The sequence below is a fragment of the Primorskyibacter flagellatus genome (assembly GCF_048268605.1).
GTDB classification, from domain to species: Bacteria; Pseudomonadota; Alphaproteobacteria; order Rhodobacterales; family Rhodobacteraceae; genus Primorskyibacter; species Primorskyibacter flagellatus.
Map to the genome: position 1 here is coordinate 358082 of NZ_JBLWVF010000002.1, position 23515 is coordinate 381596.

At 60.9% G+C, this 23515-nt stretch carries 25 protein-coding genes, 2 tRNA genes and 1 pseudogene; 15 read left to right on the plus strand and 13 right to left on the minus strand.

Translation table 11 applies throughout. The annotated features are described in order from the left end of the window. Positions 1–84 precede the first annotated feature (84 nt). Positions 85–1011 carry an ornithine carbamoyltransferase gene (gene argF, locus ACN0WV_RS04935; protein WP_417604096.1) on the plus strand — a complete coding sequence of 309 codons (927 nt, stop codon included), beginning with the start codon at positions 85–87 and terminating at the stop codon, positions 1009–1011. Between the two features lie 169 nt (positions 1012–1180). On the opposite strand, the gene hrpB is transcribed toward argF, so the two are convergent. Further along, on the minus strand, positions 1181–3619 hold the full coding sequence (hrpB, locus tag ACN0WV_RS04940) for an ATP-dependent helicase HrpB (protein ID WP_417604097.1): 2439 nt from the start codon (positions 3617–3619) through the stop codon (positions 1181–1183). A gap of 192 nt (positions 3620–3811) precedes the next feature. Between hrpB and meaB the strand changes: the two genes are divergently transcribed. From meaB to ACN0WV_RS04965, 5 genes are all read left to right on the plus strand, one after another. Beyond that, complete coding sequence (gene meaB, locus ACN0WV_RS04945) at positions 3812–4789, plus strand: methylmalonyl Co-A mutase-associated GTPase MeaB (RefSeq protein ID WP_417604098.1); 978 nt, start codon at positions 3812–3814, stop codon at positions 4787–4789. 4 nt (positions 4790–4793) lie between these two features. After that, positions 4794–5624 (plus strand): alpha/beta fold hydrolase, encoded by an 831-nt coding sequence (locus ACN0WV_RS04950; RefSeq protein WP_417604099.1) that lies wholly within the window; start codon positions 4794–4796, stop codon positions 5622–5624. Between the two features lie 115 nt (positions 5625–5739). After that, positions 5740–6030, plus strand: a complete 291-nt coding sequence (gene rpmB / locus ACN0WV_RS04955; RefSeq protein ID WP_417604100.1) for a 50S ribosomal protein L28 — start codon at positions 5740–5742, stop codon at positions 6028–6030. Between the two features lie 101 nt (positions 6031–6131). Continuing rightward, complete coding sequence (locus ACN0WV_RS04960) at positions 6132–6497, plus strand: hypothetical protein (RefSeq protein WP_417604101.1); 366 nt, start codon at positions 6132–6134, stop codon at positions 6495–6497. Positions 6498–6542: 45 nt separating this feature from the next. After that, positions 6543–6980, plus strand: coding sequence for a copper chaperone PCu(A)C (locus ACN0WV_RS04965; RefSeq protein ID WP_084350340.1), 438 nt, complete (start codon positions 6543–6545; stop codon positions 6978–6980). 112 nt (positions 6981–7092) lie between these two features. Here the strand turns inward: ACN0WV_RS04965 and ACN0WV_RS04970 are convergent, their stop codons facing one another. The 7 genes from ACN0WV_RS04970 to ACN0WV_RS05000 all read right to left on the minus strand — a co-directional run bounded on the left by ACN0WV_RS04970 (position 7093) and on the right by ACN0WV_RS05000 (position 14143). Further along, the gene (locus ACN0WV_RS04970; protein ID WP_417604102.1) at positions 7093–7587 is read right to left on the minus strand and encodes a SixA phosphatase family protein; all 495 of its coding nucleotides are present in this window, start codon (positions 7585–7587) and stop codon (positions 7093–7095) included. Further along, complete coding sequence (locus ACN0WV_RS04975; RefSeq protein WP_417604103.1) at positions 7578–8267, minus strand: ferredoxin; 690 nt, start codon at positions 8265–8267, stop codon at positions 7578–7580. Before ACN0WV_RS04975 ends, ACN0WV_RS04970 begins: the two co-directional genes overlap by 10 nt. Then, a complete protein-coding gene (gene argB, locus ACN0WV_RS04980) occupies positions 8264–9151 on the minus strand; it encodes an acetylglutamate kinase (protein WP_084350338.1) in 888 nt (295 codons plus the stop codon). The genes ACN0WV_RS04975 and argB overlap by 4 nt, the downstream gene beginning before the upstream one ends. Positions 9152–9324: 173 nt before the next feature. Continuing rightward, positions 9325–9975 (minus strand): ribosome biogenesis GTP-binding protein YihA/YsxC, encoded by a 651-nt coding sequence (gene yihA, locus ACN0WV_RS04985; RefSeq protein WP_417604104.1) that lies wholly within the window; start codon positions 9973–9975, stop codon positions 9325–9327. Continuing rightward, positions 9975–10715, minus strand: coding sequence for an MOSC domain-containing protein (locus tag ACN0WV_RS04990; RefSeq protein WP_417604105.1), 741 nt, complete (start codon positions 10713–10715; stop codon positions 9975–9977). Before ACN0WV_RS04990 ends, yihA begins: the two co-directional genes overlap by 1 nt. Further along, a complete protein-coding gene (gene yidC / locus ACN0WV_RS04995) occupies positions 10715–12538 on the minus strand; it encodes a membrane protein insertase YidC (protein ID WP_417604106.1) in 1824 nt (607 codons plus the stop codon). Before yidC ends, ACN0WV_RS04990 begins: the two co-directional genes overlap by 1 nt. A gap of 303 nt (positions 12539–12841) precedes the next feature. After that, on the minus strand, positions 12842–14143 hold the full coding sequence (locus tag ACN0WV_RS05000; RefSeq protein ID WP_417604107.1) for a putative bifunctional diguanylate cyclase/phosphodiesterase: 1302 nt from the start codon (positions 14141–14143) through the stop codon (positions 12842–12844). Between ACN0WV_RS05000 and ACN0WV_RS05005 the strand changes: the two genes are divergently transcribed. Next, positions 14135–14437, plus strand: coding sequence for a hypothetical protein (locus ACN0WV_RS05005; protein ID WP_417604108.1), 303 nt, complete (start codon positions 14135–14137; stop codon positions 14435–14437). The two genes, ACN0WV_RS05000 and ACN0WV_RS05005, sit on opposite strands and share 9 nt — an antisense overlap. A gap of 22 nt (positions 14438–14459) precedes the next feature. Here the strand turns inward: ACN0WV_RS05005 and ttcA are convergent, their stop codons facing one another. The 4 genes from ttcA to rpmH form a co-directional block, all read right to left on the minus strand. Continuing rightward, complete coding sequence (gene ttcA / locus ACN0WV_RS05010; RefSeq protein WP_417604109.1) at positions 14460–15350, minus strand: tRNA 2-thiocytidine(32) synthetase TtcA; 891 nt, start codon at positions 15348–15350, stop codon at positions 14460–14462. A gap of 69 nt (positions 15351–15419) precedes the next feature. Beyond that, positions 15420–15650, minus strand: coding sequence for a membrane protein insertion efficiency factor YidD (yidD, locus tag ACN0WV_RS05015; RefSeq protein ID WP_084350333.1), 231 nt, complete (start codon positions 15648–15650; stop codon positions 15420–15422). Next, positions 15647–16057, minus strand: a complete 411-nt coding sequence (gene rnpA / locus ACN0WV_RS05020; protein WP_417604128.1) for a ribonuclease P protein component — start codon at positions 16055–16057, stop codon at positions 15647–15649. The genes yidD and rnpA overlap by 4 nt, the downstream gene beginning before the upstream one ends. Positions 16058–16079: 22 nt before the next feature. Further along, a complete protein-coding gene (gene rpmH, locus ACN0WV_RS05025) occupies positions 16080–16214 on the minus strand; it encodes a 50S ribosomal protein L34 (RefSeq protein WP_084350332.1) in 135 nt (44 codons plus the stop codon). Between the two features lie 287 nt (positions 16215–16501). Between rpmH and ACN0WV_RS05030 the strand changes: the two genes are divergently transcribed. The 4 genes from ACN0WV_RS05030 (at position 16502) to ACN0WV_RS05045 (ending at position 20195) form a co-directional block, all read left to right on the plus strand. Beyond that, positions 16502–17233, plus strand: a complete 732-nt coding sequence (locus ACN0WV_RS05030; RefSeq protein ID WP_084350331.1) for a TVP38/TMEM64 family protein — start codon at positions 16502–16504, stop codon at positions 17231–17233. Next, positions 17233–18651 carry a dihydrolipoyl dehydrogenase family protein gene (locus ACN0WV_RS05035; protein ID WP_417604110.1) on the plus strand — a complete coding sequence of 473 codons (1419 nt, stop codon included), beginning with the start codon at positions 17233–17235 and terminating at the stop codon, positions 18649–18651. The genes ACN0WV_RS05030 and ACN0WV_RS05035 overlap by 1 nt, the downstream gene beginning before the upstream one ends. 20 nt (positions 18652–18671) lie before the next feature. Next, the gene (locus ACN0WV_RS05040; RefSeq protein WP_417604111.1) at positions 18672–20060 is read left to right on the plus strand and encodes a sensor histidine kinase; all 1389 of its coding nucleotides are present in this window, start codon (positions 18672–18674) and stop codon (positions 20058–20060) included. A gap of 58 nt (positions 20061–20118) precedes the next feature. Continuing rightward, a tRNA-Arg gene (locus tag ACN0WV_RS05045) sits at positions 20119–20195 on the plus strand. 182 nt (positions 20196–20377) lie between these two features. Here the strand turns inward: ACN0WV_RS05045 and ACN0WV_RS05050 are convergent. After that, positions 20378–20584 (minus strand): annotated as a pseudogene (locus ACN0WV_RS05050) (transposase); the annotation flags it as partial. 325 nt (positions 20585–20909) lie between these two features. Here ACN0WV_RS05050 and ACN0WV_RS05055 point away from each other — a divergent pair. From ACN0WV_RS05055 to ACN0WV_RS05070, 4 genes are all read left to right on the plus strand, one after another. Beyond that, the gene (locus ACN0WV_RS05055; protein ID WP_084354179.1) at positions 20910–21197 is read left to right on the plus strand and encodes an SH3 domain-containing protein; all 288 of its coding nucleotides are present in this window, start codon (positions 20910–20912) and stop codon (positions 21195–21197) included. Positions 21198–21574: 377 nt separating this feature from the next. Further along, positions 21575–22180, plus strand: a complete 606-nt coding sequence (locus ACN0WV_RS05060; protein WP_417604112.1) for a heme NO-binding domain-containing protein — start codon at positions 21575–21577, stop codon at positions 22178–22180. Next, the gene (locus ACN0WV_RS05065; RefSeq protein ID WP_417604113.1) at positions 22181–23164 is read left to right on the plus strand and encodes a diguanylate cyclase domain-containing protein; all 984 of its coding nucleotides are present in this window, start codon (positions 22181–22183) and stop codon (positions 23162–23164) included. It abuts the gene before it with no gap. A gap of 113 nt (positions 23165–23277) precedes the next feature. Next, positions 23278–23352 (plus strand) — tRNA-Gln (locus ACN0WV_RS05070). Positions 23353–23515 lie beyond the last annotated feature (163 nt).

A 23515-nucleotide genomic window follows, 5' to 3' on the forward strand; every position in this document is an offset into this window, starting at 1 on the left:
TCTACCGTGCAACATCATCCCCCGGGGCGCGCGCCCCGGCGACAGGTCGAGATTTTTCCGGCAGACAGCAAAGCGAACCCATATATGACCCATTTCCTCGATATTCACACCACCTCGCCGGAGGACCTTCGGCAGATTATTGATTCCGGCAAGGCGATGAAAAAGGCGCGCCTTGGCCGTCCGAAAGGCGCGCCTGATGACGAACAGCCCCTTGCCGGTCAGATGGTCGCGCTGATCTTCGAAAAGCCCTCGACCCGGACGCGTGTCAGTTTCGATGTCGGGGTGCGTCAGATGGGCGGGCAGACGATGGTGTTGTCGGGAACGGATATGCAACTGGGCCATGGTGAAACCATCGCCGATACCGCGCGCGTTCTCAGCCGCTATGTCGATCTGATCATGATCCGGACGTTTGAAGAGGCGACGTTGCTGGAAATGGCCGAACATGCGGATGTGCCGGTGATCAACGGGCTGACAAACCGGACACATCCCTGCCAGATCATGGCCGATATCATGACGTTTGAGGAACATAACGGGCCGATCGCGGGCAAGAAGGTGGTCTGGTCGGGCGATGGCAACAATGTTTGCGCGTCTTTCATTCACGCCGCCGGACAATTCGGCTTTGATTTCACCTTTACCGGGCCGCAGACGTTGGACCCCGAACCCGGCTTCATCGAAGAAGCGCGGTCCAAGGGTGTCCGCGTCGAGATCGAGCGCAACCCGATGACAGCGGTTGAGGGCGCGGATCTGATCGTCACCGACACCTGGGTCAGCATGCATGATCCGCAATCCGCGCGCGAGCGGCGGCATAATCAGCTGCGCGGCTACCAGGTGAACGAGCGATTGATGGCCAACGCAAAGCCCGACGCGCTGTTCATGCATTGCCTGCCCGCACATCGCGATGATGAGGCCACGTCCGAGGTGATGGACGGCCCGCATTCGGTGATCTTTGACGAGGCCGAAAACCGCCTGCACGCGCAAAAGGCGGTCATGCGCTGGTGTCTGGGCGTCTGAGCGCCCGCCCTTGTGAGAGCGTGTCGCCGGACCGCGAGGCACCGGCTCAGGGCCGGTGCGGGTGGCGCTGTAACTGTGGCGTGTCGGTTTGCTGGGATGATTGGTCGGGCTGTGGCTAAAGTCCATTGGACAAGTTCACCGCCCCATTCCGGGTCTGGGGGCCGATGCCCTACTGCCCGCGCGGCTTGGCCCGTAGCGTCGGATCGGCCTGGGTGGGATCGTCCGGCCAGGGATGTCTTGGATAGCGGCCGCGCATGTCCTTTCGGACATCCTCATAGGAGGTTGCCCAGAACCCCGGCAGATCCATGGTTATCTGCACCGGACGACCCGCCGGGGACAGCAGCGTAACCCGCAGCGGTTGTCCCCCGACCGAAGGGTGTGTTTTCTGGCCGAACATCTCTTGCAAGCGCAAGCTGATCTCGGGTGCCTCACCGGAATAGTCGATCAGGATGCTGCGCCCCAGAGGCGTGGTGAAATGTGCAGGCACCGCCCGGTCCAGCGCCTGCATGTTGTCCCAGTCCAGCATCGCCCGCAATGCATCGAGCGCGTCGAAGCGTTTCCAGTCATCAGCGGTTTTGATGCCGGCGAGGTAGGGCAGCAACCACTCTTCCAGCCCCGCCATCAATGCGTCTTCGGACATATCCGGCAGGTGCATCCCGTCTGCGCGGGCGAGCGTCACCCGTGCCCGGAACAATTGCGCCTTGGCGGAGAAGGCGAAGCCCAGCTCGCGCACGCCGTCCAGCATGGCCAGCGCGATGGCGTCCGCCGGAGCCTCCTTCCACAGCCGGTCATCCAGCGCCAGTGCGCCGTAGCATTCCTGCTGACGGGCGATCACCCGACGCTCGCGGCGCGACCATTCACACAGATCGACCCAGGTAATGCGATCAGCGTATAGGCCGCGCAACTCTGCCTCGGGCAGGACGATGGCCTGTCGAATGCGCGCCTCGCGCGGGTTGCCATCGGTGTCGGTCACGACGATCAGGCGTTGTCCTGCCAGCGGATCGGCCTCGTTCATCACAGCACCCTTGCCGCCTGACAGCACAAAGCGCGGTGCCTCGCCTTTGCGCCGAAGACCAACGCGGTCAGGGTAAGCCAGCGCCACCATGGCTGCCGGTGACAGCGGACCAGCGGGCTTGGCGGATCGCGCCAGACGTTTCGCCTCGGCGCGAATGCGCGACAGCGTGGCGCGGTCGGCAGGCCAGGGCCGCCGGTCTGCATGGGCCTTGGGATCGACCAGCGCTTCCAATCGCAGCGACAGATCCGCAGGCGCGCCGCGCAACGGATCACGCTCGGCCAGCAGCGCGGCCAGCGGGGCCGCATCCCGCCCGGCTGTCACCAGCATGTGACCAAGGCGCGGATGCAGTGGCAGCGCGGCCAGCGCCTTGCCATGGACCGTGATCCGGCCTGCGTTGTCCAGCGCGCCCAGCATCCGCAACAGCGCCTGCGCCTCGGCGAGCGCTCCGGGGTTGGGCGGGGTCAGGAACGGCATCTCGGCTGCATCCGCCCCCCATGCGGCCAGTTCCAGCGCCAGGCCGGTCAGGTCCGCAGTCTCAATCTCGGCGGGCGGGTAGGCGGCCAGCGCGCTTTCTTCGCCCTTGGTCCACATCCGGTAGGCCACGCCTTTCGCGACACGTCCCGCGCGCCCGGCGCGTTGCGTCGCCTCGGCGCGGGTGACGCGTTCCGTGACCAGCCGCGACATGCCAGAGCCAGGATCGAACCGTGCCCGCCGCGCGCGGCCCGCGTCGATCACCACGCGCACATCCTCGATCGTCAGCGATGTTTCGGCGATGGATGTGGCCAGCACGATCTTGCGGTGGGTTGGGTCGGGCCGGATTGCCGCACGCTGATCGGCGAAGGGCATTGCACCGTAAAGCGGCCGCAGAACGCAGTCCTTTGGCAGACGCCCTGACAAGGCATTTTCCACCCGCCGGATCTCGCCCTCGCCGGGTAGGAACACCAGCACGCCACCCGACGTTTCGCCAAGCGCGGCCACCACTTGTTCGGCCACCGCCTGCTCCAGCCTTGCGCGCCGGTCCAGCGGCCGGGCCAAGTGCCGCGTCTCAACCGGATAGCTTCGGCCCTCTGACGTTACCACTGGCGCGTCCATCAAACCCGTCACCGGCCCTGCATCCAATGTCGCCGACATTGCCAGCAACAACAGATCGTCGCGCAAGGCCCCCGCAACCTCCAGACACAGCGCCAAGCCGAGATCGGCATTCAGGGACCGTTCATGGAACTCGTCAAAGATCACCGCACCAATACCGGAAAGTTCCGGGTCGGACTGGATCATCCGCGTCAGGATACCTTCGGTGACCACTTCGATCCGCGTGGTGCGACCAACTTTCGCCTCACCACGGATGCGGTAGCCGACGCGCAGTCCCACCGCCTCCCCCAGGGTTTCGGCCATCCGCTCTGCCGCGGCACGCGCCGCCAGCCTCCGCGGCTCCAGCATCAGAATGCGCCCCTGCGTCAGGCCCGCCTCCAGCATCGCCAGAGGAACCCGCGTTGTCTTGCCCGCCCCGGGCGGGGCTTGCAGCACCGCGCGCCCGCGCTTTGCAAGCGCGGCAATCACCTGGGGCAAGACATCATCAATAGGCAGCCGGTCCATGCCCAGCCTTATGGAGCGCGCCCTCGCCGCCGTAAAGCCCGTGGTCCCCTGCTTCTTCTTGGTAAAAATACTCCGGGGAGCGCGAGGGGCTGGCCCCTCGCTCCCGTCCCGTCCGGGTGCGCTTGCGCTGGTCGTCTGGACAACCATGCCGCAAACCATGCAAATGGTGCCAAAGCAGCGAATGAGGGCGGCATGGATATTCCAGACACGGCGCAACGCATCCTTGCAGGCGAACGTCGCGCCTTGGCGCGGGCGATCACATTGGTGGAAAGCGGACGCGATGATCATCGCAAACTTGCGGCGGCCTTGCTGGACGAACTCAAGGGCTCAGGCCGGCAGGCCTTGCGCATAGGTCTTTCGGGAACGCCGGGCGTGGGCAAATCGACTTTTATCGAAACCTTCGGCTGTTTTCTCACCGGCAAAGGCCTGAAAGTGGCTGTTCTGGCGGTCGATCCGTCCTCCGTCCGCTCCGGCGGGTCGATTCTGGGCGACAAGACCCGGATGGAACGGCTCAGCCGTGACGCCAATGCCTTTATCCGGCCGTCCCCCAGCCAAAGCCAGCTGGGCGGCGTTGCGCGCCGGTCGCGCGAGGCGGTGGCGCTGTGCGAGGCGGCGGGCTTTGACGTGGTGTTGATCGAAACCGTGGGGGTCGGCCAGTCCGAGACCATGGTGGCCGAAATGGCCGATCTTTTCGTGCTGTTGCTGGCCCCTGCTGGCGGCGACGAATTGCAGGGCGTCAAACGCGGCATCATGGAAATCGCGGATCTTATCTTGGTCAACAAGGCGGATGGAGACCTGAAACCCGCGGCGACACGCACCCGCGCCGACTATGCGGGCGCGTTGCGGCTGTTGCGCAAGCGGCCTCAGGACCCGGACGGCTTTCCCAAGGCGATGACCGTGTCCGCACTGGAAGACGAAGGCATCCAAAATGCCTGGGACGAGATGACCGCCCTGACGGACTGGCGGCGTGACGCCGGGCATTTCGACAGCCGCCGCGCAGCACAGGCCCGGTTCTGGTTCGAGGAAGAGGTGCGCCAGTCCCTGTTGTCACGTCTGCGCCGCGAGCCCATCAAGGGCGCGCTGGAAACACTCGCGCGCCAGGTTGAAACGGGACAGGCGACTCCCTCGGCTGCGGCGGTGGAACTCATGCAGACCTATCTGGGCGGCTGAATCCGTGGCCGGGACTGAAGACCGCGTCTTTGACGGTGATCTGATACGTGCCAGCCTGTTCAATCCTGATGCTGACCGCCTGTTTGTCACCTTTCGGCAAAGAGTGAATGATCCGGGAACGTTCAGCGGTGCCAGCCCCGTTCACAGCTTCATTCGCCACAACCATGCGCACTTGCACCTTCAAAGCCGGCACAACGATTGGTACATCAATGCCGACACGCTGGAGATCGCGAAAGTCCTGCGGGATTTGACGGCGCGCTACAGGCGTGTCTCTGCCATCGGCTTTTCGATGGGTGGCTATGCAGCGCTGCGGTTTTCCAAACCGTTGCGGCTGCGGCAGCTGATCGCCGTCTCGCCGCAATTCACGATCTCGCCAAGGCTGCTGCCGGGGGATGCGCGCTATCGTGATTGTGCGGACGGTTTTGATGATGCGCTGGGCAGTCTGGACGCCACGGCGCGGCGCAGTCTGCAAGGGGTGATCCTGTGCGATCCGTTCAAGCGGCTGGATGTGGTGAATGCCGAGATGATCCAGACGGTGTTCCCCAAGCTGCGCATCTGCCGCCTGGGCGGGGGCGGGCATCCGGCAAGTCGCGTCTTGCGGCAGGGCGGGCATTTCGGCGACTTGCAGACACTTCTGCTGTCCGGCGAGGTAGACCCGGCGCGCGTCATCGCGCTGCACCGGACCCGCCGCCGCGAATCGGACCATTACTGGTCGCATATCGCGAAGGTCGCGGCGCGCAGACAGCGGCCGGAATTGGCAGAGTTCGCGGCTGAACGGGCAGCCAGGCTGGTTGCTGTCGCACAAGCAGGGCGGAATCCGCCCGATGCCTCTTGACGGGCTGGGGCATAGGCCCTAATGACACCCAACCAGTTTCCGGGCGCTGCTGCGGCAGTGCCTTTTAATATTGGCGAAAGCGAGGCTTTTGCCGGAACCAGACGAGGATGGACACATGTCGCGCCGTTGCGAATTGACCGGAAAAGGCCCGATGACTGGCAACAATGTCAGCCATGCCAACAACAAGACCCGCCGTCGTTTCCTGCCGAACCTGAACGACGTCACGCTGCAATCCGAAGCGCTGGACCGTGGCATCAAGCTGCGTATCTCGGCTTCGGCGCTGCGCAGCGTTGATCACCGTGGTGGGCTGGACGCATACCTTGCGAAAGCCAAGGATGACGAGCTTTCGGCCTCTGCGCTGAAAGTGAAGAAAGAGATCGCAAAGGCGCTGGCCGCAACGGCCTGACAAGCTTATGATCGAGGGACAATATGCAGCCTCGCCTTTACCGGCGGGGCTGTTTCCTTTTGTCGCGTCGAACACCCGGAACTGCTGGCTAGAGTGACGCCATGACACCGGTTTTCCGCAGCCTTTTCGCAGTGATGCTTGCGTTGGTCTTGACGCTGACGGCGCAGAGCATGGCTTTGGCGCGCGGGCAGACCATGGTGGCGGGACAGATGGTGCTGTGCACCGGGACCGGCGTCGTGACGGTGCAGGTGGATGCCGAAGGCAACCCGGTTTCCCCGTCGCATATTTGCCCCGATTGCGCGCTGAGCCTGTTGAGGGCTGTGGCGGCGGACCCGGTAGAGGCGCTGCCGCACCGGGTGGGACAGACGCTGGTCTTTCGCGCGGCACTGGTGCGTGTGGGAGGCGCGGACAGCTTTGCGCCAAAAGCGCGGGGTCCGCCGCTGCGCGACCTGTCAAAACCCGTCTGAGTTATCTTATCTACTGACTTCCCAATTATTGACAGGAGAGACCTCATGTCTTTCATTTCCCGCGCCGTCCTGGCGCTTGCCCTGACCGCAACGCCGCTGTTTGCCGACACCAACGTGATGCATGCGCATGATTCTTATGCCCGTGTGTCTGGTCCCGGTGCCAAGTCGGGGGCTGCCTTCATGATGCTTGAAAACCATGGCGATGAGGCTGACCGGCTGATCGGTGTAGCCTCTGATGTGGCCGAGAAGGTGGAGCTGCACACCCATATCGACGGCGGCAATGGCGTGATGCAGATGCGCCATGTGCCGGATGGGATTCTTGTGCCTGCGGGCGGCGTTCACATGCTGGAACGCGGCGCGGATCATGTGATGCTGATGGGGTTGAAGCACCCGCTGGCGCAAGGCGACACTGTCACGCTGACCCTGACCTTCGAGAAGGCAGGTGAGGTGGTTGTCGAGGTGCCTGTCGATCTTGACCGCTGAGTGTCTCCGGGCCGGGGGGACGTTTCTCCTCGGGCGGCGCAGCCGCCGTCGGTGAAACGTGGGCCGGGCCTTCGGGTCCGGCCTTGGCGCGTGTGGAGAGCGCCGGGTGCAACTATGGCTGTTCGGCCAGATCGCGAGGGGTGATGAATGCGTTGACGGTGCCGCTATTGAGCGACAGGTCGGCCCATCGCGGTATATCGAAACTGGCCACGAGCGTCGCGCCGGTCGGATAGGCCCCGAAACGCGGATGGTCAGGCCGGTGCGCCACCACTCTTGATGCAAAACTTCCGATTCCCGGATTATGTGCGAGAATGAGAACCGTATTTCCGGATGCCCCTTGCAGTGACCGCAGCAGTATTTCGGGGGAGGCATGATAGAGGTCCTCCGGGTAGACGACGGATGCACCCAGTTCCAGAAGGTCCAGTGTCTCGCGGGTGCGCGTCGCGGTCGAGCAGAGCACCTTATCCGGCAGATAGTCGTTGCTGCGCAGCCAGGCACCGAGCGCGCGAGCGTTGCGTCTGCCGCGGTCATTCAGCGGGCGGCTGTGGTCCGGCTGGGTAAAGTCGTCCCAGCTGGATTTGGCGTGACGCATGAGGATCAGGCGCATGTCTGTCCTTTCAGGAAGGCGGCCATGTGGAACGCGGATTGTGCCGGGTCGCGGCCCAGGCGACTGGAGGCTGGACATGCCCGACGCACAAGGCAGCCCGTTCGGCAGGCCTGCCCCTGTGCCGAGCGCACATGGGCCGCGCATTTGGCGATGTCATAATCCTGCTCCGGGGCGAGTGCACCCACAGGACAGGCAGTGGTGCAGGGTGCTGCGCAGGACGTACAGGGGGAGGGTGGTGAGGATGGCAGATCCAGCCGGTCCTGCATTGCAAGGGCGGCACGGAAGCTGACAAGGAGGCCCGCCTGATCCTGCACCAGCAGCCCGGTGGGCGAGACGTGGATCCGGCCAGAGGCAAGCGCCCAGGCAATGAATGGCGGCCATGGTGGGCCGTCAGAGGGGTAAATGGCCTGCGCACCGATCTCTTGCGCCAATGCGCCGGCCTGCCGTTTTGACCAGCGGTCGAGAGGGTGCGGCGCGCCGTCGGATTTCTCTGGCGATGCGCTGAAGACGGACCAGAAGCGCGGCTCGTCCGGGCCGAGCAGCAGCAGTGTCTGACACCCTTTGGGTGCGGCATCATCTTGGCCGGGGTGAAACGCCCCGCGAATCGCTAGTGAACGGCTGGCTGCCAGCGTCTCGATCCGCGCATAGCCTGTCGCGGAAGCGGGTCGTGTCGCGATCACTCTGGCGTAGGTGCCGGGCTTGGCCGTCGGATGAGCGACCCTGCGCCGTGATCGGTGAACAACTCCAGCAAGCAGGCGTTGGACACGCGCCCGTCCAGAATTACCACGGCACGCACGCCCTGTTCGATGGCTTTCAGCGCGGTTTCGGTTTTGGGGATCATGCCGCCCGCGATCGTGCCATCAGCGGTCATACGGCGCACGTCATCGGGGGACATGGAGGTGACGACTTCGCCCGAGGCGTCCTTGACGCCGGACACGTCGGTCAGAAGCAGGAGCCGGTCGGCCTTGAGCGCGCCTGCGATGGCACCCGCTGCAGTGTCGCCGTTGACGTTGAACGTCTCTAGCGGATCCATGCCGGTTGCCACGGGTGCAACGACGGGGATGATCCCTGCCGAGAAGAGGTCGCGCAGGACCTGCACGTTCATCTCGATCGGGCGGCCGACAAAGCCCAGTTCCGGGTCGTCCGCCTCGCAGACCATCAGGTCGTCATCCTTGCCCGACAGCCCGACGGCGCGGCCGCCTTCGTCCATGATCGCCTGAACGATTCGTTTGTTGACAAGGCCGGTCAGGACCATCTCGACCACCTCGACCGTGGCCTGATCGGTGACGCGTTTGCCCCGGACGAATTTGGACTCGATGCCAAGCCGCCCCAGAAGGTCATTGATCATCGGGCCGCCGCCATGGACCACAACCGGATTCACGCCGACCTGGCGCATCAGCACGATGTCACGGGCGAATTCGGCCATCGCATCGGCGTCGCCCATCGCGTTGCCGCCGAATTTCACCACCACGATGGCACCTGAATAGCGCTGCATGTAGGGCAATGCTTCTGACAGCGTTCGGGCGGTGGTGATCCAGTCCTGGTTCATGGCGCGCTTCTTCATCCTTGGCATCCCTGTCGGTCTGCAACGTTTATCGGATGCACGGGCAGAGGGTGCAAGGGGTGCTTTGGGCCGCGTCACGCTGAATGGTTGATAGTAGGGGATCTTGGCGAGTGCAGGAGCGAGGGGCCGACCCCTCGCGCTCCCCGGAGTATTTTCGCCAAGAAGAAGGGAGGTCAGTCGAGCCCGGCAATGATGCTGCGCAGGGTTTCCAGGCCGTCGGATTTTTCTGAGGAGGTCACAACGATTTCCGGGTAAGCCGCCGGGTGTTTGGTGAGTGCCGCGCGCACCTGGGTCAGGGTTTTTTCCTGTTCTGCGGGTTTGACCTTGTCGGCCTTGGTCATCACCACCTGGAAGGTGACGGCAGATTGATCAAGCAGGGTCATGATTTCCTCGTCGACGGCTTTGACGCCGTGGCGGGTATCCACGAGAACGAAGGCGCGGCGCAAGTTGGCGCGGCCAGAGAGGTAGCGCTTCAGCAAGCGCTGCCATTTTTCGACCACTGCCAGCGGGGCATTGGCATAGCCGTAGCCGGGCAGATCGACGAGGTAATGGCTGTCGGACTGGGTGAAGAAGTTGATCTCTTGCGTGCGTCCGGGGGTGTTGGAGGCGCGGGCAAGCGCCTTGGTTCCGGTCAGGGCATTTATCAAGGTGGACTTGCCGACATTGGAGCGTCCGGCAAAGCACACTTCTATCCGGTCGGCATCGGGCAGGCCGTCCATTGCCACGACGCCCTTGAGGAACTGCGATTCGGCGGCAAACAGCAGCCGCCCCTTTTCGCGGGTCGCGGCGTCAGGCTCTTCCGCGAGGGGAAAAGGGAGTTGCATTAGGAGGTCTCCAAACTGTCGCCGATGGCGATTTTTCCCGAGGCGGAAACCTCGGCATAGATGCCCATGTCGGTATGGCCCCATGTCTTGAGCGTGCCAAGCGTATCGGCATCGCGGATCCCGGTGTCGGGATTTGCCGTGGTGGCCATGCAGCGGGTAATCGGTTCCCGGATACGCAAGCTGACATTAGCGATGCGGATCTCTTGGCCGATCCAGTCGAACTCTTTCCAAGCTTCCAGCCCGTCGAGCCAAAGATTTATCCGCCAGCGCCGGACATCAAGGCTCTGACCCAGTTTCTGTTCGATCGCGCGATGTGTGGCGAGATTGCCGATGGATATGGACGGGAATGCGCTGTCGGTCATGCCGCGCCCCGGCACACGGATTACCCGTGCAGAGGCCGCGCGGTCTGCGGGCATGACAGGGCGCGCCCAGTCGATCAGGCGGGCACCTTCCTCATCGGGGCGAACCGTCAATTTTGGCAAGTCGGGATGGGTCAGGGTCAGCGTCGACGTTTCTTCGTCAAGCTGCGCGCTGATCGCCATCAATCTCGGCGCCTTTGATCCGCGTGAAAAATTGGCGCAAGGCACCCAAGCAGATCCATCGGCTTTGGAGGCTTCATGCGCAACGGCCCAGGTTCTGTCCCAGGGCAGTGTCTGGCCAGCCGTGAGGCTGACCTGCGACAATGCCTCATGCCCATGGGATTTGACCGGGTGCCGCCAGATCTGCGTGAGACGGACCATTACTTTTCGTCCGGCTTTGGCTTTTTCTTGAAGGACGACAAGATGTTGCCAAAGACATTGGGCTTGTAGCCCTGGCTGCGCATTATCAGATATTGCTGGGTGAAGGTGATCGTGTTGTTCGCGATCCAGTACAGGACCAGCCCGGAGGCGAAGGTTCCCAGCATGAACATGAAGACCCAAGGCATCCAGGCAAAGATCATCGCCTGGGTCTTGTCGGCAGGGGCCGGGTTCAGTTTCTGCTGCAGCCACATGGAGATACCCAGCAGGATCGGCAGAATGCCCAGGCTGACAATCGCGAAGATCGAACTGGGGTCCGGCGGGGCGTAGGGCAGCAAGCCAAAGAGGTTCAGGATCGACGACGGGTCAGGCGCGGACAGGTCGCGAATCCAGCCGATCCAGGGCGCGTGACGCAGTTCCAGCGTGACGAAAATCACCTTGTAGAGCGAAAAGAAGATCGGGATCTGCAAGAGGATCGGCAAACAGCCCGAAGCGGGGTTCACCTTTTCGCGCTTGTAGAGCGCCATCATTTCCTGCTGCATCTTCTGGCGGTCGTCGCCTGCCTTTTCCTTGAGCTTTTCCATCTGCGGCTGAAGCTCTTTCATCTTCGCCATGGAGACATAGGATTTATAGGCCAGCGGAAAAAGCAGTGCCTTGATCAGGAAGGTCAGCAGGATGATCGACCAGCCCATGTTGCCGATCATCGCGTTCAGCCAGTGCAGGACCGCGAAGATCGGTTTGGTCAGGAAGAAGAACCAGCCCCAGTCGATGGAGTCGACGAAGCGTTCGACACCTCCCTTTTGATACTCGCGGATGGTTTCCCACTCTTTTGAACCGGCGAAGAGCTGGGTTGAGACTTCGGACGTTTCACCTGGCGCAAGCGTGATTGTCGGGCGAACCGCCTCTGTCTGATAGATGTCGCGCCGGTCGTCATATTTCACGACCGATTTGTAGGCGGCGCCGGGGGTCGGGACGAGCGTCGACATCCAGTAATGATCGGTAAACCCGACCCAGCCGTTGGAGGCGACCTGCGTGACCTCTGCTCTGGCACCTTCGTTGGCATTGATGGCGTAATCGACGATATCGTCATAGTCGATCTCGGAAAGCTCGCCATCCGCCATCGCGACGACACCTTCGTGGAGAACAAAGAAATTCTTCAGATCCTGGGGTTCACCGTGGCGGGCGAGAATGCCGTAAGGGGCCAGCGCTGTCGTGTTACCGGAGGTGTTCTCAACCGTCTGCGTCACAGTAAACATGAAATCGTTGTCCACCGCGATGGTGCGGCGGAACGCCAGGCCAGCCGGGCTTTGCCATGTCAAGGTGATGGGGGCCTCAGGGGTGAGCGTTGCCGCGCCTTCGGTCTGCCACAGCGTGTTGGCACCAGGCACGTCATCAACCGACAGGCCGGAACCGGGTGCCCAGCCAAACAGTGCGTAATAGGGCGCGTCAGATCCGACGGGGCGCAACATGTGAACAGTTTCAGCGCCGGGGTCCAAAGTGACCCGGTAGTCGCTGAGGAACAGATCATCAATGCGGCCACCTGCCAAGGAAATGGACCCGCTCAGCCGCGGCGTTTCGATGGCAATCCGCGGCGCTTCGTCGGCGTTTTGCGGCGTCGCGGCTTCGGCAGCACCCGCGTTCGTGCCAGAGGATGGCGCTGCCATGGGCACCGCTGCCGCATCTGATGCAGTGTCCTGTTGAGTGACGGTCGGGGCGTTTGGATCAGGGGTGACCTGCTCGGGCGGCGGAAAAAGTACGAACCAAGCCAGGATCACCGCGAAGCTAAGCGCCGTCGCAAGAATGAGGTTTTTATTCTGATCGTCCATGGGGGAACGCCACCTGTGCCTGTTCCTGAAATTAGGCTTGGGTTCAACAGACCCTAGGGGGAAAGGTCAAGCGGATTATCCCCCAAAGCGGCTTGAGTTGGCAGTGTCTTCGCGCTTTCAAGCACAAGTTTTGTTGACCATGCAGCGTGTTTGGTCCGTGCGGGGCAGGTTTTGTCGTCGACGTTCCGCAGCGCCGATGCGCAGAACAGCGTTGCGTGGGGCATTTGCACGGTGGATGCGGCGTTCTCGTGTATCACCGGTTTCTGCGTGGTTGCCGATGCATTAGGTGGTCTGGTCGCGTTTCTATCCGGTGGCCCGAGGCAGCCGCGGTGCCTGTACCAGTTTTGTATTATGAGCCTCGATCCATTGAGGGATACGGTCCGCGGGCATCGGGCGCGCGATCCCAAATCCCTGGACATGCGTACATCCCAATTGCGCCAAAAGCGCATGTTCGCCCACGGTTTCGACGCCCTCGGCGACAGTATCCAGCCCAAGGCGTTCTGCCATGCCAATTACGGCGGCGACCACAAGACGTTGATCATCATCAGTATCCAAACGGGTAATGAAGCTGCGGTCTATCTTGAGACGCGAGACATCGAACCGGCGCAAAGCACTGATCGAGGCCTGACCGGTGCCAAAATCGTCAAGGTCGATGCCACAGCCCAATGCCGCCAGCGCACGGATATTGCGAGCGATCACATCATCTGGACCGTTTGCCACGACATCTTCCAACACTTCGATATTCAGACGGTGAGGCGTCAGATTAAAGCGGTCAAGCTGCCATGCCAAACGTTCGGTCAGGCGCGGATCATCGAGGTCCTGCGTGGTCATGTTGATGCTCGCAGTCGCAATGGTCAGCCCGGCATTGTCCCAGCCGCGCATTGCCTCCAGCGTTTCCTGCAACACGATTTCGGACAAGCGCGGCAGCAGACCGGCTGCGTCGATCGAGGGAAGGAAGGCGGCGGGGGGAAGGATGCCGCGATCGGGATGATTCCAGCGGGCCAATGCCTCTACCCCGGTCACGCGCCCGGTTTCGGTGCTGATCTGGGGCTGGAACCACGGTACGATCTCACCCGTTTCGAGTGCTGCGCGGATTTCGGATTCGAGAGGGTAGGCATCGGCATTCGTGTTCCGGCTGTGCCGAGACCAGGCGCGAATTGCTGAGGGGCCGTTGGAATGTGCCTCTGCCAATGCCGCCTCGACATTCGCCAACAGGCGTTCGCCGGCATCGTTTTCCTCAAGGCGGGATGACAGGCTGATGCCGACGGAACAACTTGGATAGACGGCAATTCTGTCAATGGCTGCGGGTTCTTCGGCGGCGGCCTGAACACGAGTCGCAAGTTGCAGGGCGCTTTCCAGATCCAGGCGCATCACAGGACCAAGCAATATTGCGATTTGATCACTTTCCAGAACATAAATGTCGTCGCCGGGGCGCAATACGCTGCGCAACCGTTCCGCCGCCGCATCACGCAGCTTGATAATGGTTTCAGGGCCATGTCGGCTCGCCAGTGCCTGCGTGTTCTCGAACCCCAGCAGCAGACAAGCAGTCATCTTTTTCTGGCAGCGGGCGATCGACAGAACCTCGGATGCCAGCGGATGCAGCATGTTCAAGGTGATGACTTCGGCTACATGTACGCCACCAGTGTCCGCATCGGTCGCACGGAAAAAACCTGTCAAAGAGAGAATGCAAGGTACGCCAAGCGCGATAGTCAGCATTGCCATTTCACCCAGCAACCAGAAAGCCGCCAATGCCATTGCCGGGACAAACGCAACAACCTGCGGCCCCTGAAACGCCGCGCGAAGATGTTTGTTGCCGCGAAAAATGTTCCTGACGAAGTTGCTCATCCTGCCCCCATGGTGGCGCTGTCGGCCGGTCCCACTTTGATGGGTGGACAATAGCGCGCCGGGGGTGGTGCAAAGATTAACTCAGGCGAGGAATCTCTGGCGAATTCTCTTCAATTTCGTCTGTTTTGAGCGCCAGTCCGACAAAATCGAACAGTTTCGGATCCAGAAGATGTGAGGGCCGCGCATTGGTCAACGCGCGGAACATCACCTGTCGTCTGCCGGGGCTGTTCTTTTCCCAGCCATCGAGGATCTGTTTCACCTGCTGCCGTTGCAGCCCGTCCTGGCTGCCGCAAAGATCGCAGGGGATGATCGGATAGTTCATCGCGCGGGCAAATTTCTCGCAATCCGCTTCGGCGACATGGGCCAAGGGGCGATAGAGGAACAGATCGCCTTCTTCGTTGACCAGCTTTGGCGGCATTGTCGCCAGCCGCCCGCCATGGAACAAATTCATGAAAAATGTTTCCAAAATGTCGTCCCGGTGGTGGCCCAGAACAACGGCAGAGCACCCTTCTTCGCGCGCAATCCGATACAGATGGCCGCGTCGCAGCCGCGAACACAGCGCGCAGAACGTGCGACCGGCGGGTATCTTGTCCACGACGACGGAATAGGTGTCTTGATATTCGATGCGGTGCGGAACCTGCATCTTCTTCAGAAATTCGGGCAGAATGGTGGCGGGAAAGCCGGGTTGCCCCTGATCCAGATTGCAAGCCAGCAGGTCCACGGGAAGCAATCCGCGCCATTGCAGCTCGTACAGCACGGCCAACAGGGTGTAGCTGTCCTTGCCGCCGGACAGGCACACAAGCCATTTTGGGCGGGCGGCCCCATCGCGTGCCTCGGGCGTCACCATGCCGTATTGCTCGATCGCCTCGCGGGTCTGACGGACAATCCGCTTGCGCAGTTTCTTGAATTCGGTGCCTGACGGGGCGCCGTGAAACAAGGGATGAATGTCGTCGGACTCGTCAAGCATGGTTTGGACCTTCGGCAAAGTCATTCTGTGATAGCGGGGGCAGGGGGGATTCGGCCAGCGGACACGCGGCTATCTTCGGCGTTCGGGCACGTTATCGACGCCGGATCCGCCCCACGGATGACAACGCGCGATGCGGCATGCCGCCATCCAACTGCCACGAAGGCCGCCGTGTTTTTCCAACGCTTCCAGCGCGTAGGCAGAGCAGGTGGGCTGGTAGCGGCAGCCGTGCCCGACCCATGGCGAAAACAGCAGGCGATAGGCGCGCACGGGCAGGGCGGCAACATGGGCCAGCGGGGTCATTTGTGCAACTTTGCAAGCGCTTGGGAAAGATCGGCCTTCAGCGCCTCGAAGGGGCGCGCGGCCGTGGCTTCGGCCCGGCCGATCAGGACGTAGTCGTGGCCCGGCAGCCCTTCATGGGGCAGGACGAATCGAGCGGCCTCGCGCAACCGACGTTTGGCGCGATTGCGGGCAACCGCGTTGCCGACCTTCTTGGAGCAGGTATACCCCACGCGAATCGTCGGATCCCCGTCACCGCGTGCCCGCGCCTGAACCATCATAGAGGCAGAGCCTTGCCTGCGCGCGCGGGCAGCAGCCAGAAAATCCGACCGCTTTTGCAACACGACAAGTTGCGGACATGACGAAACCGCCGCTGGCTTGACCGTGTTTTTGGCAGAATTGCCATCCACGGAAGCCACCGGCGGTGTCATATCGTCCATCCCGAGACGCGGATTACGCGCTCAGCGACTTCCGGCCCTGCGCGCGGCGCGCGTTCAGGATCTTGCGGCCGGCCTTGGTGGCCATGCGCGCACGAAAGCCGTGGCGGCGTTTGCGAACCAGGTTCGAGGGTTGAAAGGTGCGTTTCATCGCTCCGTCTCCGTCTGAGTCTTGGGCCCGAGGCGCGAGACTCGTTTCGCAGGGCCGTTTATTCGAAGCCCGTGCTATAGGCAGGTGCTGCGGATAAGTCAAACGCCGCAATAGGGTTTTGCAACATTTTCCGTCAGGACGTGGCGCGGAATGTTTCAATACCCCGCACAAGCGCCGAATTCACTGCCAAACCTGTCACTGTGGATCAAGCGCCCGTGAGGCGGGTATCGTTTCTGCATCGCTTTGCGCATGTATCTGTCACCATGCCCCACATCAGGAACCCGGATATGAGCGATATGACCGATACGAAATTCCCCAGCGCGGCCCGACATGTGCCCCTGATCGTGATTCTGGTCGTGGCGATCGCGGGCTATTTTATGCTGCGCGACTACCTGACCTTTGAAACGCTTCGGGCCAATCGAGAGGCTTTGCTGGCGTATCGGGATGCGCATTTCGTGCTGCTCGCGCTTGGGTTCGTCGCGACATATATCACCATTGTTGCCTTTTCGCTGCCGGGGGCTGCGGTTGCCTCTGTCACCGGTGGATTTCTGTTCGGGCTTTGGACAGGGACAGGGTTCAACGTGGTTGCGGCGACCATCGGTGCGGGGGCCATTTTTCTGGCGGCGCGCTGGGGGCTGGGGCAGGCGCTGAGCGCCAAGATCGACGCATCGGAAGGCAAGTTGAGCAAGCTGCGCGAAGGTCTGCGGGAGAACGAGATCAGCGTCCTGTTCCTGCTTCGACTGGTGCCGGCGGTGCCGTTCTTCGTGGCCAACCTGTTGCCGGCGATTGTAGGGGTGAAATTCCGCAACTTCCTGTGGACCACGGCGTTGGGCATTATCCCCGGTGCGATTGTGTTCACCTCGATCGGCGTGGGCGTTGGAGAAGTCTTTGACCGTGGCGACACGCCCGATCTGAGCCTCTTGTGGGAGCCGCAGGTTATCGGGCCAATTCTCGGTCTGGCGGCGCTGGCAGCGCTGCCCATTGTGATCAAATCAATTCGCGGGCGGAAGGACATCTGATGAAACGCATCGAAACAGATCTACTGGTCATCGGGGGCGGTTCTGGCGGTCTGTCCGTGGCCTCCGGGGCTGTCCAGATGGGTGCCAAGGTGGTGCTGCTGGAAGGTGGAAAGATGGGCGGCGATTGCCTGAATTACGGCTGCGTGCCCTCCAAGGCGCTGATCGCCAGCGGCAAGGCTGCTTACGGCATGGCGCATGCCGAGGTGTACGGCGTGGCGAATGCGTCACCACAGGTCGATTATGCCGCAGCCCAAGGCCATGTGGCCGATGTGATCGGCCAGATGGCCCCGGTCGACAGCCAGGAACGATTCGAAGATCTGGGTGTCACGGTCATCCGAGAATACGGCCACTTCCTGTCCATCAACGAGGTGCAGGCAGGGGACGCCGTCATCGCTGCGCGCCGGATCGTGATCGCCACGGGCTCTTCTCCACTGGTGCCGCCGGTTCCCGGACTGGATAAAGTACCGCATCTGACCAATGAGACGCTGTGGGAGCTGCGCGAACGTCCCGGCCATTTGCTGATCATCGGTGGCGGACCAATTGGCATGGAGATGGCGCAAGCCCATCGGCGGCTAGGGTCTGACGTGACCGTGATCGAAGGGGCAAAGGCGCTTGGCAAAGATGACCCCGAGATGGCCGAGATTGTTCTGGAGAAGCTGCGCGCCGAAGGCATCGAGATTGCCGAGGACGCATTGGCGCAGGAAGTCCGTGGAACTGAAGGTGCCATCGAGGTCGAGGCCAAGGATGGACGCGTCTTTCATGGCACGCATCTGCTGGTCGCCGTCGGCCGCAAAGCCAATACCGACAAACTGAACCTTGAGGCGGCAGGCGTCGAGACGACTCGCACAGGGATCAAAGTTGGTGACAGTCTGAAAACCACCAATCGGCGGATCTATGCCATTGGCGATGTGGCGGGCGGGCTGCAATTCACCCATGTTGCGGGCTACCACGCAGGTATCGTCATTCGCTCTGCCCTGTTCGGATTGCCGGCCAAGACCAAAACCGCGCATATCCCATGGGCCACATATACCGACCCGGAACTGGCGCAGGTCGGTCTGACAGAGGCTGAGGCCCAGAAAAAACACGGGGCTGGGTTTGAAACCGTCCGTTTTCACTACAGCCACAATGACCGCGCGATTGCCGAACGCAAGACGACCGGTCTTATCAAGGTCATGGTCGTGAAGGGGCGGCCGGTTGGCGTGTCTATCGCAGGGTATCAGGCGGGCGAATTGATCAACCTGTGGTCGCTTGTCATCGCCAACGGTCTGAAAATGAGCCATGTTGCCAATATGGTTTCGCCCTATCCAACCATCGGGGAGGTTAACAAACGGGCCGCGGGGGCCTATTTCTCCCCCAGATTGTTTGAAAGCGACATGGTCAAGCGTGTCGTGGGACTTGTGCAGCGCTGGCTGCCCTGAGGGATTGTGTCTTACCACCCATGTTGAATTCGCTCTCCGGCCGTTTCCTGATCCTGACAACGATCTTCGTGATGCTGGCGGAGGTGTTGATCTTTCTGCCGTCTGTCGCGCGGTTCCGAGAAGATTTTCTGCTGGCCCGTTTGGAGCGTGCTCAGATCGCGTCGCTCGCACGGCTGGCAAATGACAATATTGGTGCCGATCTCGAAGAAGAGCTGTTGCTGAACGCCGGCGTTTTCAACGTGGTGCTGCGACGGGACGAGGCTCGACAGTTGGTGCTGTCATCCCCGATGCCGGATGCGGTCTGGGCGACCTATGATCTGCGCGATCCCTCCGCGACCACCCTGATCCGCGACGCGGTTGCGCAACTGGCCGACCCCGAGCCGAGGATGATCCGCGTCATCGGCAATCCGCTGCGCGATGCCGGGTTGCTGCTTGAAGTGACGATGGAAACTGTGCCGCTGCGAATGGCGATGATCGACTATGGGTTGCGCATTCTAGCGCTGTCAGCGGTGATCTCGGTGATTACGGCGATGATGTTGTTTCTTGCCGTGCGTCGATTGCTGGTCAAACCGATCAAGAAACTCGTGCATCAGATGGCGAGCTATGCCGCCGCGCCCGAAGATGCCCGGCGTATCCTCCGTCCGACTGCCGGCGTCCGCGAATTGCGCGAGGCTGAAGAAGCGCTGCAAACGCTTGAAACACAGCTGACTTCGGCGCTAAAGCAGAAAGAGCGGTTGGCGCAATTGGGCGGTGCTGTGGCCAAGATCAGCCATGACCTGCGCAATATCCTGACCTCGGCACAGTTGTTTACGGACCGCATCGAAACCTCCGACGACCCGACCGTGCAGCGGCTGGCACCAAAGCTGGTGAATTCGATCACGCGCGCGGTTTCCCTGTGCGAAAGCACACTCGCCTTCGGGCGCGCTGAGGAACCCGCGCCGACGTTGACGCGGTTCAATCTGGCGGAACTCGTGGGCGATGTGCTGGATGGCGAGCGACTTGCCATCGGCGACCACGACCTGAGCCTGTCCGAGGATATTCCCGCACAGATGATGATCCGCGCCGATACCGAGCAACTGTATCGCGCACTCTCCAACCTTGTGCGAAACGCCCGTCAAGCGATCGTCGGAACCGGGAAACCGGGCGAGATCAACATCGCCGCCCGCGAAGACGACACGACCTGGTATATCGACATTACCGATACCGGCCCCGGCCTGCCGCCCAAAGCGCGCGAACACCTGTTCCAGGCGTTTCATGGCGGTGCCCGGAAGGGCGGGTCGGGGCTTGGTCTGGCTATCAGCCAGGAACTGCTGCGCGGCCATGGCGGCGCGCTTCGTCTGGTTTCAAGCGATGAGGCAGGATCCCGCTTCGAGATCAGCTTGCCCATGCAAGACGTGCTCGATGATTGAAATTTCCTGTATTTTGCCCCTTGCAAAGCCCGACATCGGAAGGTAATCCCGCCCCAACGGACCGATAGCTCAGCTGGATAGAGTACCTGACTACGAATCAGGGGGTCGGGGGTTCGAATCCTCCTCGGTCCGCCACTTCACCCCCTTTGTCGTTGATTTCTTTGTGTTGTTTGTTCATTTTGTCGAACCATTTCTGTTGGGCGCGTCAATTTCTGAACCCGTTTCGTTCCGCGCAGCTTGGCAAAAGCCTTGTCCGCCACAAGGCCACGCCGTGCCTCGGCCGCGTAAATCTGGACCATCTGCGGCGATGTATGACCCGCCCATGCCAACGACGCATTCATAGAGAGGCACGTCTGAATGGCGGCATCGCTATAGGTCTGCTGGCGACCACGCCGACCTGTCGGCGCGGCATCCCGGCTCATCTCGGGATCAAACCAGATCATCAGCGAGCTGCGTCTCTTGTGCGCTTCGTTATGGCTTGGCCAGTTCCTGGTCTTGTAGGTCGGGGGAATTCGCTCATGAATTCAGGCTAACATACTAGTTTTACAAGACTAACCCTTCAACGGACTTGCGCAACAGAGCCTCTTTAATCGATCGGCAAGCTGTTCGGCGAACGGATCAAGTTTGCTTTGCCGCTCTCGCGCCATAAAATGCGACTCAATCCTGCCTGCATTCAAATAATTTGTGATGGTATTGCGCGACATACCAATGCGTCGCGAGGAAAGGGAGTAGCTCACTATACTTCTGTCGACAGACCCATTACGGACCCGGTAATTTACGTCCAAACATGAATTCGTGTGGCAAAGCCGTGTAAACAGGGCGCAAGCCCGGAACGACCGAGGTCAAACCATGAACCGAACTAAGATCATTGTGCTTTTCGCTTTCGTACTCGTCGCTGGGTGCAGTCATGGCGCAGGCGGGCGGACGTTGGTTGAAGGTGCCGGGCAGGATGAGCTTTTGAAGCTGCGAGGCGGCCCCGGACTTGGCTTCAGAGTAATTCTGGGCTTGCCGGACGGCACCGAAGTGATCCGCCGCGACTGTGTGACCGAGTTGGGCCAGCTCTGGTGTCGGGTCTCTTTGGCACAGGCACCGTCAGTCACCGGTTACGTTTCTGCCGACTATCTCTCGCCGCATTGACGTGTTGCGTCCATGCGGTTCGGATCTGCCGCTGATACATCGGGACCCCCGCGGCAGTCTGATGTTTACGGATCAACGGTGGGCCCGCCAACTGACGCCTCCGAAAATCTATCCATTGTTTGTTTCGTTTGAACCGATTTTTTTTCAATGATCGCGCCAAGATGCTGTGCGGCATTTCCCAAGTTGAATGCCGCAGGTTGCGTGCCATCGCCTCGGCCGTAATAGGATTGATTGCGCACGAGCAGAGGTGATTGCTGTGGCACCCTTGCGGCGACAGCACCGCAACCGGAGGGATCAAGACAAGAAGGACCTCCAGAGATTCAACGAATCTTAATGTAGCGCGTGTCAAGCTGGCCCTGAGAATAGGGATGAAATTGATGCATGGCCTAATCAACCGGACGATTCAGTGTTTCGTGCGTGACACATATGGCCCACAGGTTTGGGATCGTATAGCGCATCGCACGGATAGCGGGGTTCTCAGCTTCGAGTCTATGTTGGTCTACGAAGACGACTTGACTAGCGTTTTCCTTGATGCATGCAGTGCCGAACTGGCAAAGCCTCGCGCCGGACTGTTGGAAGATATGGGGACATACCTTGTGTCCCACCCCAACAATGAATCCCTGCGACGGCTGTTGCGCTTCGGGGGCGGAGATTTCATCGAATTTCTGCATTCACTGGACGATCTTCCTGAAAGGGCGCGACTTGCCGTTTCTGACCTTGAACTGCCAGAGCTAGAGCTTCACGAATTCGGGTCGGCCGAATTTCGGCTGATCTGTCGTTCTCGGATGCCGGGTTTTGGACATGTGCTGGTTGGTTTGCTCCGAACCTTGGCGGATGATTACGGCACGCTTGCCTGCCTCGATTTCGGAAAAGGCGATGGGACTGAAGAATTTGTAGAGATCACTCTCTTCGAGACTGAATATTCGGTCGGTCGCAGTTTCGATCTGGGCGCGCGTGTCAATCATACGGGCGGAGGCGACTAGATGGCGTCTGACCGTATTCTTGATATTCTTTGTCCGATGCATCTGACCGTGGATGCGACCGGACAAATTCGACATGTCGGTCCAACTCTGGCGAAATTACGGATCGGGGACCCGCTTGTCGGGAAACGATTGCTGGACGTGTTTGATCTGCACCGCCCGCAAGGCGTCGGGATGATGTCGGATCTGTTGGCGATTGCCGGTCGCAAGCTCCAGCTCCGGTTTCGAGAGCCGCCCCATACCAGTCTGAAGGCTGTGCTTGTCGCAGATGAAACGGGTGGCGCGATTCTGAATCTGTCATTCGGGATCTCGGTGGTGGATAGCGTTCGCGACTATCACCTGACCAATGCCGATTTCGCCCCGACGGATCTGACTGTTGAGATGCTGTATCTGGTCGAAGCCAAATCGGCCGCGATGCAGGCGTCGCGATTGCTCAACGAGCGTTTGCAAGGGGCAAGAATGGCTGCGGAAGAGCAGGCGTTTACGGATACCTTGACCGGGTTGAAAAACCGCCGCGCGATGGATCATGTGCTTTCGCGTCTGCTGGCCACCGATCAGGCCGTATCGGTGATGCATCTCGATCTGGACTATTTCAAGCAGGTCAATGATCAACACGGCCATGCCGCCGGCGATCATGTCCTGAAGCAAGTGGCGCAGCGCATGCTGGAAGTCACCCGTGAAAACGACACCGTGGTCAGATTCGGTGGGGATGAATTCTTGTTGATTTTTCCACAACTCACTGATAATGAAAAGTTATCCCAGCTTGCCCAACGCCTGAACGAACGTATCGAGAGGCCAGTCGCCTTTGCCGATAACATTTGCCGGGTTTCGGGCAGTGTCGGGATCGCAATGCATGACGGTCTGACGCCGAAAAGCGCTGAACAGATTATCACGGATGCAGATGATGCGCTCTATCGTTCTAAACGAAAAGGCCGGGCCTGCTATAGTTTTCATGGTCAGACCGGCCACGATAAACGAACGGCGTGAAAGGTCCGAACACGACTTTCGACGCGTCCGGCAGATCATTCATTGTTGAAGAGATATTTTTGACTTTGAGGGCTTGATACGGCTAAGCCTATTGCGTAAGTAGCGGCTCACGTTGGGGTGTAGCCAAGCGGTAAGGCATCGGTTTTTGGTACCGTGTATCGTAGGTTCGAATCCTACCACCCCAGCCAACTTCTTCCGAAAGCACAACAAAATAAGTGAGAACGGCGGTGAGAAAGTCGACCACGGTAGCGGCGGGATGAGCCCGCTGCGGGCGGCGTAAAAGTCGTCCACCTTTACCCTTTCTGGCGACAGGGAGGGCGGGAGGATTTTCACCGTGGATTTGTATCGGAA